Below are 14,601 nucleotides of genomic sequence, written 5' to 3'. Positions count from 1 at the left end.
AGCTTTGTAAGCAAAAGTAAAAAAAAAAGCCATCTGTCAGCTGACAGATGGCTTTTCACCAGATATTTAAAAGTTTTACTGAATTCCCAGTTTTGCTTTTACTAAAGGAAGCAAGTCAATGCTTGCTGTCGACTTGTATAAAACTGCATTGGAGTCGAATACATAAATCACGCCTTGCTCTTTCGCCACTGTAGCAATCATTTCATTGGCCTTGGTAAAAATTGGCTGCATCAGTTCGCCCTGCTTTTGTTGCAGGCGTTGTTGTGCCGAAGAATTAAAATTCTGAATGCGCTGCTGCAGACCTTGCAAGTCTTCCACTTTCGATTGGTATACGATCTCAGTTAACGAATCCTCGTTGTCTGACAAATCAGCTAATTTCGTTTGATATTCTTTTTGCAATGCACCCATTTGGTCTTCCAAACCTTTAGCTTCCTTTTCTATTGAAGCCTGAGCAGTTTTTGTTTCAGGCATCGCTTCAATCAGGGCCTGTGAATCGATATGGGCGAATTTTAATGTTTGAGCATTTACCATTCCTGCAGAGAGGAACATGACAGCTACTAAACAAATTTTGAAAATACTTTTCATGATCTTTTTCGGATTTTAAATTTTTGTTGACAAATATAGTTTATTAATTTTTATAACCAAGCTTTTCAAGAACCTGATCACTAAGGTCAAATTTCGGATTAGTATACAGCATGGTCAGGCTTCCTGCCTTGTCAAAAATAACGGCATAACTGCCTTCTGTAGCTAAATCCTGGACGGCATTGAATACGTCATCCTGAATGGGCTTAATCAGCCCCTGTCGCTTTTTGAACAAATCACCATCACGTCCAAAATACTTGTGTTGCAATTCTTTATACTCTCTTTCCTTGCTGATGATTACATCTTCGCGCTTGCGCTTCATATCTTCGGACAACAAGACAGCTTCGGCCTGAAAATCCTGATACATCTGTTCTATTTCAGCATGCATGGCTTCCAGCTCTTTTTGGTATTGTTTTGAAATCTGATCCAATTGTTCTTGTGCGGCACCATAAGCCGGAATATTTTCTAATACATATTCAGTATCGATGAAGGCATATTTCTGTGCCATTGCAACTGTTCCAAAAGCAATCAGGAAAACAAATAATAACACTTTCTTCTTCATGGCAAATCTATTTAAATTCATACTGTTCCTCCGCAAACAAATACCGAGCCAATTTCATAACTATCAGAACTGCTGACCAATAACGAAGTGAAACTGACTTCCGCCAACGGATGAGTCTCCGGCAACACTGTCGAATCCATACCCCCAGTCGATACCCATCAAACCAAACATGGGAAGGAAGATGCGAACACCTGCTCCTGCTGAACGCTTCAAGTCAAATGGGTTGTAGTTTTCAAAGTCCATCCAGGCGTTACCTGCTTCAAGGAAGCCAAGCACATAGATCGTGGCCGAAGGCTTCAGTGTAATCGGGTAACGCATTTCCATGGTCAGTTTGTTGTACATGTTTGAGCCGGTTGTCGGACTCAAACTGTAATCCTTATAACCTCGCAGCGAGATAATGTCGGCTCCGTAGAAGTTGTAGCCGGACATTCCGGATCCTCCAACACGGAAACGTTCAAACGGCGATCTTCTGTTTTTATCGTAGTACCCCAAGAATCCATATTCAAACTTGGTGTGCATCACCAGGTTTCTGTTTTTCGAAACCGGAGTGAACCAGGCACCCTTCATATTCCACTTGTGATATTCAATCCACTTGTAACGTTCTTCACTGGTCAGATCGGTATCGCTGTAATCCACATCATTAAACATGGAGAAGGGCGGTGTAAACTGGAGGGCCAGTGAAAACTCGGATCCGCTTCTGGAATATAGCGGGTTATCAACAGAGTTGCGCCCAAAAGCAGTTTTAAAACTTAGGTTATTGAAACCACCACCGCCAGAACCATCATCATCGCTCAGGAAGTAGTAATAACCCGACATATTTTGAAGCTTGTAATGCTCCAGGGATAACTCGTGATACACAGTGAAAAAGTCATCGGGCCACGAAAGACGGTAACCGTATCCCAAAGCAAACGAGGTGGTAACCTGAATTTGATCATCATCAGAAGTTTCAGCATCGTCGTACTGGAAACTGCTTCCCGGGTCGTAAGCCCCATAACCATAAGCACTGCCATATCCGTAAGGCGAATAGCCATATGGAGAATAGCCGCCATATCCGCCATAACCACCACCATAGCCCCCATAACCAGAGCCGTATGGGCTGTATGCACTACTGTAATAGTTGTTGGCTGAATAATTAACCCGGGAGTGAGAAAATGAAACGGAGAATGAATTTGGTTTCTTGCCTCCCAGCCAAGGCTCAATAAACGATACGCTGTAAGATTGATAAAACTTGCCACTGGTTTGGGCACGAACACTCAAAGTTTGACCATCACCAGTTGGTAACGGACGCCAAGCTTCCTTGTTCATGATGTTACGGACCGAGAAATTGGAAAACCTTAAACCAACGGTTCCAACAAACATGTTGGCTCCCCAGCCTCCGGAAAGCTCAATTTGATCGTTGGCTTTTTCCTGTAACTCGTATTTAATATCAACAGTTCCATTTTCAGGATGCGGAATCACATTCGGGTTGATCGCCTCCGGATCGAAGTGTCCCAACTGCGACAATTCACGCACGGAACGAATAATCTTTGATTTGCTGAACAAGTCGCCGGGTATCGTCCGAATCTCGCGCCGGGCCACATGCTCATGTGTTTTGGTGTTTCCTTCAATGAGGACTTTGTTGATGGTTGCCTGATCGCCTTCGTAGATACGCATCTCCAGATCAATCGAGTCATTATCAACCCGCGCTTCAACCGGGTCGAGGTTGAAAAACAAATAACCGTTGTCCAAATACAGGTTGCCTACCGCATCGTCATCTTCGGTCAGTCGCTTATTCAACAGCTTTTGGTCAAAAATATCACCTTTTTTAATTCCCAGATAAGCATCCAGGTATTCAGGAGGATAAATTGTATTTCCCACCCAGTTGACATCGCCAAAATAGTATTTATTTCCTTCCTCAACCCATATATCAAGCCGAATCAAATCATCATCGATTTTGGTGATGCTGTCTTTTACCAGAATAGCGTCGCGATAACCTTTTTCGTTGTATTTCTTGATGACATTCTGCTTATCTTCTTCAAACTTTTCCTCGTTAAACTTTTTTGTTTTAAAGAAGTTTTTCAGCTTTTTTGCATTGGTCTTTTTCATTGCTTTCTCAAGCATCGAAGTTTTCACCTCATCAACGCCATGAAAGACAATTTCATCAATTTTTACTTTCTCTTTCTTGTCCACGTTAATATCCAGAATCACACTGTTCACGTTTGCGGTATCATCGCGCTGAACAATGTTCACTTCAGTATTCAGGAATCCTTTTTCAAGAAAAATATTTTTAATGATCCGCTCGGCATTGTTCAACTGGTTGTCAGTCACCTGACTACCTTTCAACAACAACACTTTTTCGGTAATATCATCCTGTTCTCCTTTCGACACCCCATAGAAGTTGACATCCGATAGTTTTGGCCGTTCCTGCAAATATATATCGATCCAGATTTTGTCGCCTTCTATTTTGCTGGCTTCAATTTTTACATCCGAGAACATCTGATGTCCCCACAGTTTTTTGATGGCCGTTGTAATTTGATCGCCGGGAACAGTGATTTCATCTCCAACAGCAAGCCCTGAAATCTGGATCAAAACATTGGAATCGAGGTAGCGGATACCTGATACGTTGATACCTGCTATTGTATAGTTCTGTGGACTGGAATACCGGATCGTAAAGTTCGTGTCATCATTTACCTGGGCATGAACACTGATACTAAACAGGAATAGGATAAAGAAAAATTTCAGTTTACGCATTTTCTGGAATTAATTAGCTGACTAGTTGTTGACTGGTTTTACCAAACCTTCTCTCTCGGTTTTGAAAATCGCAAATCGCTTCAAAAAGGTCGTCTTTACGAAAATCGGGCCAAAGTTTTGGAGTGAAGTAGAACTCCGTATAGGCAATTTGCCAGAGTAAAAAGTTACTCACCCGGTTCTCGCCGCTTGTTCGGATAAGCAATTCGGGGTCTGGTATTCCAACTGTAGCAAGGTATTTATCAAGTAGATTTTTATCAATTTCTTCAAGCTGAAGGGTGCCATCTTTAATTTCCGTGGCTATTTTCCGGATGGCTTCGGTAATCTCCCATTTTGAACTGTAACTTAAGGCCAGCACCAGGTTTAGCCCGGTACACTCTTTCAGTTCAGCAATCGACCAGTTCAGTTTAGACTGCACTTCAGGCGGTAAACTTTCAAAATCACCAATCATGCTTAGGCGCACATTTTGCTCTTTCAACTTTTCGGTTTCCTCATTGATTGCCTGCACCAGCAAGCCCATCAACGCATTCACTTCCACATCGGGTCGTGACCAGTTTTCGGTTGAAAAAGCATATAAGGTCAAATATTTAAGTCCTATTTCAGCGGCTCCCTCAACGGTTGAACGAACAGATTCCACGCCATGTTCATGCCCAAAAATACGCTCGTTGCCTTGTTTGGCAGCCCACCGTCCATTGCCGTCCATAATAATGGCAATGTGCTTCGGCAGCTTATTTTTTTGTATTTTGTCTTTAACGGTCATTTACTCTAGTTAATATTTTCATATACCGGGCACTCTTGGTCACCCCTGTAAAACCGGTAGGTTATGTGAACTCCCAAATGAAAGGTAAAGTCGTTGTTATGGAGAAAACTGTTGTAACCTTTCCATCCTCCCGGAGGATCACCTTCCGGGTTGATATCCAAGGAATAAAACTTACGGGGATCATCCAAATTGTCCATTTTATCGTTGAAATATTTTCGCAAAATGGCCTCAACACCAACTCCCATTCGTTCTCCAATATTAAATTTGACCCCAAATCCCAGCGGAATATTCAGCCCAATAACCGATTTTTCAGTCTCAATAATTAATTCATCGCGAATGTCACCTGGCACGGCATTTAACTGATCCATGCTGAGATAATAAAGCATCGGGCTCATTCGTCCCGGATCGTAAGTGTACTTATACAAACTTGTTCCAACTCCTCCCAGCAAGTATGTGGTCCAGGGATGCCGCTTACTGCCAATGATGTACCTGAAAAAATTAAATTCACCCATCACCGAGACATCGGTCACAAACTTGTCAAAATCCCAGGGATCCGCTTCATATTCACCCGTTGCACCTATTGGCCCCACCAGCAACATTGTCCGCAAGGCAACGCGCGAATTGTAATTGTAACGAATGAATAAACCCACATTTGGATTCAAAGAACTTGCCTGATCAATATGAGTCATATCACCCATGTAACCACCAATGCCGCCCCATATGCCAATATCTGCCGAATTTTGAGCAGAAACCGAACTAAAAGTCAGGATGCTAAAAATGATTATAAAAAATCTTTTCATCGACTATCTTTTTCATTGAAAGGTTGATAATAAAAAGACAGCAAGGTAAAACATTCTGGCATACAACTACATCGTTAAAACATAACTCCTTTCAAGAGCTACAAAAGTAATATAATTCTCAAAACATCTTACCGAGTGCCTATTATAAAACCCAAAGAGAGGTTAAAAATTGTTAAGCTAAATTGGTTAATTTCGCTTGTCTGCGCCCCACATCAACTTATTGCGAAGGGTACTGAAAAAACTATGTCCTGGAAGCTTCAGTGTTTTCACGTGAAATTCAGCTTTCCGGATGTGTAGTTCTCCCGGAAAACCAATGGCTTCGGAACGCGAATCGAGCGAAGTCAGGAATTGGTGTCCACGACCTTCCACCTGGAGGCGAAGGGAGATATTGTCGGGAACAACAATGGGGCGCACCGTTAAATTGTGAGGTGCAATGGGTGTAATGATCAGACTTTTGGCATCAGGTGTCAGAATTGGTCCCCCCACGCTTAGTGAATAAGCTGTGGAACCTGTTGCTGTTGCAATCACCAAACCGTCGGCCCAATAAGTACTTAAATATTCCTCATTCAAATAAGTGTGAATCCTGATCATGGAGGAAGTATCCAGCTTGGTGACCGCAATTTCATTTAAAGCATAGTTAAAATCGCCAAACAAATGCTGTGCTTCATCCAACTGAAGAACCGACCGCTCTTCCACGTCGTACCTTCCATTCATGATATGGTCAATCGCTTCATCCATGTCCTCACGTGATATATCGGACAAAAAACCAAGCCGTCCCAAATTCAGCCCAATTGCCGGAACCGTTCGGTTCTTCAAGGTCAGAACCGATTGGAGAAAAGTGCCATCACCACCAATGCTAAAGAGAAAACGAACTTCGTCGGGTAGATCATCTCCGGCATTGAAAAGCCCCTTAACCTCGGGTTGAACATGACAGTTTTCCTTTACAAACTCGAAAAACGGTTTGTACATGTAAAACCGAATATTTCGCTCTTTAAGCAAGTCAAACAACCTGGACAAATCAGATGTAAAGGCGGAATCGATGTGAATTCCAAAAATTGCAATAATCATAGGGTATGCTTGGGCTAAATATTCATATACTTGATCAGCTGGTTATACCGGTCGTCATACAAATTATTAAGAATAGATTCATCCATAAAAACCGCCCGGATTGAGTAATCGTAACGTACAAAAGTCTGAATAATTGGAGACAAATCAACCTGGTTAATTTTTAGTGTAATCAAAAGCTCTTTCGAATCTTCCTCCTTGTAAGTGTACAAACTCAATATCTTGGCATCATTTCCTTCAACTATCTGGGCAATCTGAGGCAGCGAATAATCGATCGGCGTCAACTCCAGCACAATAATGCCACCGGGTTCATGAACAGCCACCAAATCAGCAAATTTCTTCGACAAATCCATCACTGAAACAACACCCATATAGCTGTGTTTTAAATCGAGCACGGGTACCAAACTCAATTTTAATTCCGACATAACGGAAGCAATTTCGTAAATATGCTGATTGGAATGCACGTGCGAAGGCGTCAGGTGTTCGCGGCATTCATCCATTTTTTTATCAATCAGATTCAAATCATAAATCACCTTATCCGAGATCAATCCAATATATTCACGATCATCCACAACCGGCAGATGCGAAATGCGAAAAATCTCCATCCAGTTCAGCGCTTTCTGTCCGTCATCGGTCAGTCTCAGCGAAGGAATAACTTCCGATATGAGCTGTTTTGCGATCAATTTTTTAATTGTTTCAATTGTATGTTGTAACTTGCAAGCCTCTATTTAATCGTTATGACAAGACTAAGTGTAAATATAAACAAAATCGCAACACTAAGAAATTCCCGCGGCGGTAAAATCCCAAATGTACTTGAAGCTGCCATCAACTGTCAAAAATTTGGTGCTGAAGGAATTACAGTCCATCCAAGACCTGACGAGCGGCACATTACCCGGCAAGATGTTTATGACATTAAACCCCACATAACCACGGAGTTCAATATCGAAGGTTATCCCAGCGAAGATTTTATCAAACTGGTAACTGATATTAAAGCCGATCAGGCCACCTTGGTGCCCGATGAGCCCGGACAATTGACCTCGGACCACGGGTGGGATACGTTGAAACACCATGATTTTTTGGTTGATGTGATTGGTCGGCTGAAGGCTGCTGGTATCCGAACTTCTATTTTTGTTGATCCTGACTTGCACGTCATTGAAGGCGCTGCCAAAGTAGGAGCCGACCGCATTGAGTTGTACACCGAGCCATATGCCACCGTTTATCCATCGGATCCGGATAAAGCCATTGCCCCCTTTATTGAAGCGGCCAAACTGGCCCGGCAATTGAATTTGGGGATCAACGCTGGCCATGATTTGAGCCTGAAAAACCTCAAATTCCTGATCGATAAAATTCCTTACATTGATGAAGTTTCCATTGGCCATGCCCTTATTGCCGATGCTCTTTACCTTGGTCTGAAAAATACCATTCACGAGTACCTTGATTGTATTCAGCCATAAGCTTTTGGGGCACACTGAACCTTTAAAATTGATCTTTTTCGTAAGCATCAGGGGTGAAACCGGCTAACAAACAACCGCATCTTTCATTATGAAACTATATTACCGCGAAGAAGGCAAGAGAAATAAACAAATCATTGTGATTGTGCACGGGCTTTACGGTTCGTCGGATAATTGGCTGACGGTAGGCAAGAAACTGGGCAAAAAATACCATGTGTACATGGTGGATCAGCGCAACCACGGGCGTTCGCCCAATGCCGACGAACATAGCTACGAAGGAATGACCGAAGATTTAGCCGGTTTCTTCGACGAACACCACATCGAAAAAGCCATTGTTATCGGGCATAGTATGGGTGGAAAAACAGCCATGTATTTCGCGGCAGATTATCCGGAGAAAATTGACAAACTGATTGTTGCAGACATTGCTCCAAAAAATTATTTTGAACTGGAAGAAAAAGGCCAGTTCTATTTGCACCAGCATATTCTGGAATCGCTGAAAGAAGTGCGAAAACATCAGTTTGAAACCCGCGAGGAAATTGCTGACTTTCTAAGTCTTAAGCTCGATAACAAAGGGCTGATAATGTTTCTGCTGAAAAATGTCTATCGAAACAAAAAAACCAACAAGTTCGACTGCCGCATCAATGTGGATGTCCTATACGATCATTTGGATGAAGTGATCAGTGGGGTGAATTACCGCTGGATGGAAGACCGGATGCCGATTTTGAACTACCCGGTGCTATTCATCAAAGGCGAAAAATCACCTTACATTTCCGAAGAGGATGAAAAGAAGATCAAGGAGATTTACCCCGAAGCACAAATCGACACCATCCCCGATGCGGGACACTGGCTTCATGCCGAGCAACCCAAATTATTTATGGAAGCGCTGGAACGGTTTATCTGATTCTCATTCCAGCCTTCTGCCACTCGACAAGGATTTGCCTAAGACAATCATCTGCGAGCCGTCGGGCAAGTAATTCGCGATTCGTCCATGCTCGGTAAATCCATATTTTTGATAAAACCGAATGGCTTTGTCGAAATCCGGATGCGCATACGTTTCAACAAAAAACTTTCGAAAGCCGCGCTGCCGGGCTTTTTTCTCAACTTCATCCAACAAAGCTCTGCCATAACCTTTTCCTTGCTCGGCAGGCGAAACAGCAAACCAGGCCAGCCAAACATTTTCGGGTGGGCCCCAAGCATACTGATGAAGCCCCACGATGCCTTTTACCTCATCATGCTCCCACCATAAATAGTAATCGTGTCCATCGTCCAACTCCTGCTCCGCGCATTTAAAATGAAAATGCATGGTTTCGGAAGCCCATTTCCCTTCGTCTTGGTTCATGGCCTGGCTAATCAATCCAACGGCATTCGCAATATCCCGGGCCTCCATAGGAATAATTTCAATCGTTTTATTCTGTATCATTTGCTCATTTTTCAAAATTGATTTTGTTTTTGCGAAAAACTTCAAGCTAACAAATAATTCCGGAAATGAAAATAAGGCGCGACGAAGGATTGTCGCAATCCTCCCCCTGATTCGTCGTATTTGCACGCCATCAATTTGAGAAAATGGCTCTAATTTTATCCTATCGAAATAGTAGAACAAAGTGACCCATTAAAACGATTCATCATGGAGACAAAAGACAAAACACTGATCATGGTAAGTGCGAACATTCAGGCACCAGTTGAAAAAGTTTGGCAATTGTGGACCGACCCTAAGCATATCGTAAACTGGAACAACGCGTCAGACGATTGGCACACGCCCGAAGCAGAAAGTGATTTACGCGTGGGAGGAACATTCAGTTCGCGCATGGAAGCCAAAGACGGAAGTATGGGCTTTGATTTTGAAGGCGTGTTTGATGAGGTGGTCCCGAACCAGAAACTGAGCTACACCATGGGAGACAACCGACGCGTAGAAATAACCTTTCGCAGCCACGGACAAGAAACCAGGGTTGAAGAAACCTTTGAAGCAGAAACAACCAACTCGCCCGAAATGCAAAGGGAAGGCTGGCAAGCTATTTTGAATAACTTCAAAAAGTACGTTGAATCTCATAGCAATATGGAAAGAATGCATTTCGAAGTTAAAATCAACACCTCGGCAAAAAGGGTCTACCAAACCATGCTCGACGAAACGCACTACCGCGAGTGGACGGCACTTTTTAACCCAACATCACACTACCGGGGATCGTGGGAGAGAGGCGAAAAGATTCTTTTCATTGGTGAAGATGAAAAAGGCAATGTTGGCGGAATGGTGTCTCGAATTAAAGAAAACATTCCCCATCAATTCATCAGTATCGAACACCTTGGAATCCTTCAAAACGATCGGGAGATTACAAGCGGTCCGGAGGTTGAAGGCTGGGCAGGCGCCCTTGAAAACTACACTTTCACAGAGACTGGTGGAAAAACCTTGCTTTCGGTTGATGTAGACACCAACCATGAATACGAAAAGTACTTCTCGGAGGCCTGGCCCAAGGCATTGAACAAATTGAAAGAAATTTGCGAACGATAATTATCAACCTGAAAACACAACGATCATGGCAACAGTAAGCACGTATTTAAATTTTAAGCGTAACACGGAGGAAGCCTTCAACTTTTATAAGTCTGTTTTTGGAACCGAATTTTGGGGCGAAGGCATCATGCGTTTCAAAGATGTTCCTCCAACCGAAGAGATGCCACCCCTTCCTGGAGAAGACCTGAACCTGGTTATGCACGTCTCCTTACCCACGCTCGGCGGCCATATGCTTATGGGATCGGATACGCCGGAGTCCATGGGTTTCAAACCAAAACAAGGAAACAACGTCTATATCAACCTGCAGCCGGACACCCGCAAGGAAACCGAACGCCTGTTTAGCGCGCTTTCAGACGGAGGCGAGGTGGAAATGCCGTTACAAGACATGTTTTGGGGCGATTACTACGGAAGTTGCAAAGACCGTTTTGGGGTGCAATGGATGTTTAACTGTGAAGAGAAGGCGGATTGATGCCGGCATCATTACGAACCTGTAAAAATGGTCACCTGTACTACAAAAGCAGTGACTGCCCTACTTGCCCGGTTTGCGAAGAGGAGCGAAAGCCAACGGCCGGTTTTCTTTCCTCGCTTGCAGCTCCGGCAAGAAGAGCTTTGGAAAACGAGGGTATTTTAACAATACAGCAACTGGCTGAACGGAGCGAATCGGAGATTTTACAACTGCATGGTATGGGAAAGAGTTCCTTGCCAAAGCTTCATTCGGCACTAAAAGAACATGGACTCCGATTTCAAACCGACCCGAGGTCGAAAAAATAAAATCGGATTGTCCGTATAGCCATTGAATTGGCAGGTATGGCAAGGAACAGCCGACAATCAAATAAAGAAAGCAAATTCATGAGGAAAATAATTTCATTTATGCACGTATCGCTTGACGGTTTTGTAGCAGGACCGAACGGAGAAATGAACTGGATTAAAGTTGACCAGGAAATTTTTGACTATGTCGGTCAGCGGATCAGCAAAGGCGACACGGCCTTATATGGACGAGTAACTTATCAGATGATGGAAAGCTACTGGCCGACAGCAGGAGACAAGCCGACAGCAACCAAACATGACATTGAACATTCTAAGTGGTATAGCAAAGTTCACAAAGTGGTTCTATCAAAAACAATAAAAAATGCGGATTTGGCCAACACAACCATTATCCGTGACAATCTTCCAGCCAGCATTAATGAAATAAAACAACAGGTGGGTGAAGACATCTTGCTTTTTGGCAGCCCGACAGCAACACATTCACTCATTCAACAAAACTTAATTGACGGCTACTGGTTATTTGTCAATCCAATTATTCTCGGAAAAGGCATTCCATTGTTTGCAGACATCAAAGAAAAAATAACGCTCAAGCTATTGCCTGCGACTCGACAATTTACTTGCGGGGTAACTGAACTGAATTACTTGTTGGACAGAGAATCATAACGAAAGTGTTCCGAAATCGCCACCTTCGGGTTGCTGCAAAACGATCAAATTATGGCAGAAAACAAATTACTACGAATGGACAATGTTGGCCTCGTTGTCGAATCACTCGATAAGGCCATCTCCTTTTTTACGGAAATCGGTCTGGAGCTCGAGGGGCGGACCATCGTCGAAGGGGAATGGGCGGGTCGCGTTACCGGACTGGACACCCAGCGTGTGGAGATCGCCATGATGGTTACCCCCGATGGACACAGCCGACTGGAGATTTCGCGATTCCTGACCCCGCCGGTTGTCTCTGATCACCGCATTGCCCCGGTCAACGCTCTCGGCTACCTGCGTGTCATGTTTGCTGTTGAAGACATCGATGAGCTACTGTCCAGGCTCAGCAAGCACGACGCCCATCTCGTCGGCGAAGTCGTTCAGTACGAAAACGCGTATCGGCTCTGCTACATTCGCGGCCCCGAGGGGATTCTCATCGGGCTGGCAGAACCACTCGATGGTAAGTGACCAGGAAGTTTAAGTGGCCAACGCAACTTTTGATGACACTAGGCCGTCTTACAAATCTTTATGAACAGAAATTGAATCGATGTGAAAGAAGAGAGTTACCCCCTAAGCCATTCTACAACGCGCCAGCGCACATCCATCTGGCAAGAGTTTAAAAACGCACTCAAAGGCACCGAATCGGACTACACGCAGATTGGACTCAAAAAGGCCATCTTCCTGTTAGCTGTACCCATGATTTTGGAATTGGTTATGGAATCAACCTTTGCTGTGGTTGACATTTATTTTGTGGGCAAGCTAGGTGCGTCGGCTGTAGCTACGGTCGGCTTAACCGAAACCTATCTCTTTTTACTTTACTCCATTGCCATGGGACTGGCAACCGCCGTGACGGCCATCGTAGCGCGGCGCATTGGCGAAAAAGACAAGGAAGGCGCCGGAACATCAGCCATCCAGTCCATTTTCCTGGCCATTTTGGCCTCTGTCCCCTTTGCGCTGGGAGGCATCTTTTTTGCGAAGGATCTGCTCGCGTTGATGGGCGCCGACGAATGGGCCATTGAACACGGCTACCGCTACACGCAATGGATGCTTGGCGGAAATGGCATTATCATGCTACTTTTTGTTATCAATGCCGTGTTTCGCGGAGCAGGCGACGCGGCTATTGCCATGCGCGTGCTCTGGATTTCCAACGGGATCAATATTGCCCTGGACCCGCTGCTCATCTTCGGACTAGGCCCTATTCCGGCTATGGGTATCGAAGGAGCGGCCATTGCCACCAATATTGGCCGGGGCATTGGCGTAGCCACCCAGTTGTGGGTACTTTTCAGAGGAGGCAAGCACATTCGGGCCACCCGTTCGCACATTCACTGGGATGCCAAAACAACAGTCAACATTTTGCGCACATCAATTGGGGGAATCGGGCAAATGATTGTGGCAATGACTTCATGGATCTTCCTGATGCGAATTCTGGCCGATGTCGGGAGCGAAGCCGTTGCCGGCTCAACCATCGCCCTGCGGATCATGCTGTTTACCTTGATGCCAGCCTGGGGGCTGTCGAATGCAGCAGCAACCCTGGTGGGACAAAACCTGGGAGCAGGAAGGCCGGAGCGCGCCGAATCATCCATCTGGAAAATCGGACTTTACAACATGGGGTTCTTAGTGATCGTATCGGTGGTTTACTTCTTCTTCAACCAATCTCTCATGCAAATTTTCACTTCGAACAGCCAGGTAATCGCAATTGGCTCCGAATGGATACGCATCTTATCGTACTCCTACCTGATTTACGGATGGTGGATGGTTTCGACTCAGGCTTTCAATGGCGCCGGCGACACCAAAACGCCAACAAAAATCAACCTGGTCTTCTTCTGGATGATTCAAATCCCCTTGTCATATGTTCTGGCCATCCAATTCGGGTGGCAACACTCAGGTGTTTTCTGGGCCGTCTTTTTTTCCGAAACATCTGCCGGCTTATTTACACTGTGGCTGTTTAGCCGGGGAGCCTGGAAACGAATGCAGGTATAAACACAGCCTTTTGAAATTTGGACTGCAACTGCATTCAGCAATGAACGATTTGGCGTCACTAATCGTTTCAAAACGAATCAATGGCCACCTAATAACCATGAGTGGCTATTTTAATGACATTAGATAATCGAGCCGATATTTATAAAACAAATACCATGTCAGAAACTTATGTAGCCCTCCTTAGGGGCATCAACGTTGGCGGACATCATAAAGTCCCCATGGCCGACCTACGAACAACGATGGAAAAAATGGGCTTCGAAAAGGTGCAAACGCTGCTCAACTCCGGAAATGTAATTTTTGAAGGAACTTTCTATTTGAAAACAGCCCCAGAAGAGCAACTCAGCACAGGCCTTGAAAAAGCCTTCGGATTTCCGATCCCGGTGCTGATTCGAACTGCTGACGACATCCGTCAACTGATCCGCTCCCAGCCATTTAAAGGAGTAGAAGAAACCAAAGACACCCGTTTGTATGTTTCTTTTTTGAAACAAAACCCGAAAACCCGAATCGAATTGCCGTGGACTGCGGATGATGGCTCATTTCGCATCCTGTCAGTATACCAGAAAGCCATTTGCAGTGTGCTCGATCTTTCGGTAACCAACACGGTCAAAGGAATGGATGCCCTGGGACAGCTTTTTGGCAAAGCAACCATGACCACCCGAAACTGGAACACCATCAAGCGAATTGCTAAAAAATTAGACTGAAACGTG

At 44.5% G+C, this 14,601-nt stretch carries 17 protein-coding genes; 9 read left to right on the top strand and 8 right to left on the bottom strand.

Annotated elements, in window-relative coordinates; all coding sequences use genetic code 11:
• Positions 1-75 precede the first annotated feature (75 nt).
• The 7 genes from AAC033_RS04645 to AAC033_RS04615 all read right to left on the bottom strand — a co-directional run bounded on the left by AAC033_RS04645 (position 76) and on the right by AAC033_RS04615 (position 7,179).
• Positions 76-585, bottom strand: coding sequence for an OmpH family outer membrane protein (locus tag AAC033_RS04645; RefSeq protein WP_339735897.1), 510 nt, complete (start codon positions 583-585; stop codon positions 76-78).
• Between the two features lie 43 nt (positions 586-628).
• On the bottom strand, positions 629-1,144 hold the full coding sequence (locus AAC033_RS04640; RefSeq protein ID WP_339735895.1) for an OmpH family outer membrane protein: 516 nt from the start codon (positions 1,142-1,144) through the stop codon (positions 629-631).
• Between the two features lie 63 nt (positions 1,145-1,207).
• Positions 1,208-3,874, bottom strand: a complete 2,667-nt coding sequence (gene bamA / locus AAC033_RS04635; RefSeq protein ID WP_339735893.1) for an outer membrane protein assembly factor BamA — start codon at positions 3,872-3,874, stop codon at positions 1,208-1,210.
• Between the two features lie 13 nt (positions 3,875-3,887).
• Positions 3,888-4,631 (bottom strand): isoprenyl transferase, encoded by a 744-nt coding sequence (locus AAC033_RS04630; protein ID WP_339735891.1) that lies wholly within the window; start codon positions 4,629-4,631, stop codon positions 3,888-3,890.
• Positions 4,632-4,636: 5 nt separating this feature from the next.
• Positions 4,637-5,431 carry a DUF6089 family protein gene (locus AAC033_RS04625; RefSeq protein ID WP_339735889.1) on the bottom strand — a complete coding sequence of 265 codons (795 nt, stop codon included), beginning with the start codon at positions 5,429-5,431 and terminating at the stop codon, positions 4,637-4,639.
• 186 nt (positions 5,432-5,617) lie between these two features.
• Entirely contained in the window at positions 5,618-6,499 is an 882-nt protein-coding gene (locus tag AAC033_RS04620) for an NAD kinase (protein ID WP_339735887.1), read from the bottom strand.
• Between the two features lie 14 nt (positions 6,500-6,513).
• The gene (locus AAC033_RS04615) at positions 6,514-7,179 is read right to left on the bottom strand and encodes a CBS domain-containing protein (RefSeq protein WP_339735885.1); all 666 of its coding nucleotides are present in this window, start codon (positions 7,177-7,179) and stop codon (positions 6,514-6,516) included.
• A 54-nt stretch (positions 7,180-7,233) separates the two neighbouring features.
• Between AAC033_RS04615 and AAC033_RS04610 the strand changes: the two genes are divergently transcribed.
• Positions 7,234-7,950 (top strand): pyridoxine 5'-phosphate synthase, encoded by a 717-nt coding sequence (locus AAC033_RS04610; protein ID WP_339735883.1) that lies wholly within the window; start codon positions 7,234-7,236, stop codon positions 7,948-7,950.
• Between the two features lie 88 nt (positions 7,951-8,038).
• Positions 8,039-8,848, top strand: coding sequence for an alpha/beta fold hydrolase (locus tag AAC033_RS04605; protein ID WP_339735881.1), 810 nt, complete (start codon positions 8,039-8,041; stop codon positions 8,846-8,848).
• A gap of 3 nt (positions 8,849-8,851) precedes the next feature.
• Here the strand turns inward: AAC033_RS04605 and AAC033_RS04600 are convergent, their stop codons facing one another.
• Positions 8,852-9,367, bottom strand: a complete 516-nt coding sequence (locus AAC033_RS04600) for a GNAT family N-acetyltransferase (protein WP_339735879.1) — start codon at positions 9,365-9,367, stop codon at positions 8,852-8,854.
• A 204-nt stretch (positions 9,368-9,571) separates the two neighbouring features.
• Between AAC033_RS04600 and AAC033_RS04595 the strand changes: the two genes are divergently transcribed.
• From AAC033_RS04595 to AAC033_RS04565, 7 genes are all read left to right on the top strand, one after another.
• Positions 9,572-10,450, top strand: coding sequence for an SRPBCC family protein (locus AAC033_RS04595; RefSeq protein WP_339735877.1), 879 nt, complete (start codon positions 9,572-9,574; stop codon positions 10,448-10,450).
• A 25-nt stretch (positions 10,451-10,475) separates the two neighbouring features.
• Positions 10,476-10,919 carry a VOC family protein gene (locus AAC033_RS04590; RefSeq protein ID WP_339735875.1) on the top strand — a complete coding sequence of 148 codons (444 nt, stop codon included), beginning with the start codon at positions 10,476-10,478 and terminating at the stop codon, positions 10,917-10,919.
• The gene (locus AAC033_RS04585; RefSeq protein ID WP_339735873.1) at positions 10,919-11,221 is read left to right on the top strand and encodes an RNA polymerase alpha subunit C-terminal domain-containing protein; all 303 of its coding nucleotides are present in this window, start codon (positions 10,919-10,921) and stop codon (positions 11,219-11,221) included. The genes AAC033_RS04590 and AAC033_RS04585 overlap by 1 nt, the downstream gene beginning before the upstream one ends.
• A gap of 36 nt (positions 11,222-11,257) precedes the next feature.
• Positions 11,258-11,878, top strand: coding sequence for a dihydrofolate reductase family protein (locus AAC033_RS04580; RefSeq protein WP_339735972.1), 621 nt, complete (start codon positions 11,258-11,260; stop codon positions 11,876-11,878).
• A gap of 51 nt (positions 11,879-11,929) precedes the next feature.
• Complete coding sequence (locus AAC033_RS04575; protein WP_339735871.1) at positions 11,930-12,382, top strand: VOC family protein; 453 nt, start codon at positions 11,930-11,932, stop codon at positions 12,380-12,382.
• 81 nt (positions 12,383-12,463) lie between these two features.
• On the top strand, positions 12,464-13,894 hold the full coding sequence (locus tag AAC033_RS04570; protein ID WP_339735869.1) for an MATE family efflux transporter: 1,431 nt from the start codon (positions 12,464-12,466) through the stop codon (positions 13,892-13,894).
• 155 nt (positions 13,895-14,049) lie between these two features.
• Positions 14,050-14,595, top strand: coding sequence for a DUF1697 domain-containing protein (locus AAC033_RS04565; RefSeq protein WP_339735867.1), 546 nt, complete (start codon positions 14,050-14,052; stop codon positions 14,593-14,595).
• Positions 14,596-14,601: the final 6 nt, after the last annotated feature.

This window comes from uncultured Sunxiuqinia sp. (assembly GCF_963974515.1).
Taxonomy (GTDB): Bacteria; Bacteroidota; Bacteroidia; order Bacteroidales; family Prolixibacteraceae; genus Sunxiuqinia.
This window is presented reverse-complemented; position numbering and strand designations above follow the sequence as displayed.

Bases quoted from the DNA above. Each gene is read 5' to 3' on its own strand.
- AAC033_RS04590 (WP_339735875.1), top strand. From the start codon at position 10,476: ATGGCAACAGTAAGCACGTATTTAAATTTTAAGCGTAACACGGAGGAA.
- AAC033_RS04640 (WP_339735895.1), bottom strand. From the start codon at position 1,144: ATGAAGAAGAAAGTGTTATTATTTGTTTTCCTGATTGCTTTTGGAACA.
- AAC033_RS04565 (WP_339735867.1), top strand. From the start codon at position 14,050: ATGTCAGAAACTTATGTAGCCCTCCTTAGGGGCATCAACGTTGGCGGA.
- AAC033_RS04595 (WP_339735877.1), top strand. From the start codon at position 9,572: ATGGAGACAAAAGACAAAACACTGATCATGGTAAGTGCGAACATTCAG.
- AAC033_RS04575 (WP_339735871.1), top strand. From the start codon at position 11,930: ATGGCAGAAAACAAATTACTACGAATGGACAATGTTGGCCTCGTTGTC.
- AAC033_RS04580 (WP_339735972.1), top strand. From the start codon at position 11,258: ATGGCAAGGAACAGCCGACAATCAAATAAAGAAAGCAAATTCATGAGG.
- AAC033_RS04625 (WP_339735889.1), bottom strand. From the start codon at position 5,431: ATGAAAAGATTTTTTATAATCATTTTTAGCATCCTGACTTTTAGTTCG.
- AAC033_RS04605 (WP_339735881.1), top strand. From the start codon at position 8,039: ATGAAACTATATTACCGCGAAGAAGGCAAGAGAAATAAACAAATCATT.
- AAC033_RS04585 (WP_339735873.1), top strand. From the start codon at position 10,919: ATGCCGGCATCATTACGAACCTGTAAAAATGGTCACCTGTACTACAAA.
- AAC033_RS04630 (WP_339735891.1), bottom strand. From the start codon at position 4,631: ATGACCGTTAAAGACAAAATACAAAAAAATAAGCTGCCGAAGCACATT.
- bamA (WP_339735893.1), bottom strand. From the start codon at position 3,874: ATGCGTAAACTGAAATTTTTCTTTATCCTATTCCTGTTTAGTATCAGT.
- AAC033_RS04600 (WP_339735879.1), bottom strand. From the start codon at position 9,367: ATGATACAGAATAAAACGATTGAAATTATTCCTATGGAGGCCCGGGAT.
- AAC033_RS04620 (WP_339735887.1), bottom strand. From the start codon at position 6,499: ATGATTATTGCAATTTTTGGAATTCACATCGATTCCGCCTTTACATCT.
- AAC033_RS04645 (WP_339735897.1), bottom strand. From the start codon at position 585: ATGAAAAGTATTTTCAAAATTTGTTTAGTAGCTGTCATGTTCCTCTCT.
- AAC033_RS04610 (WP_339735883.1), top strand. From the start codon at position 7,234: ATGACAAGACTAAGTGTAAATATAAACAAAATCGCAACACTAAGAAAT.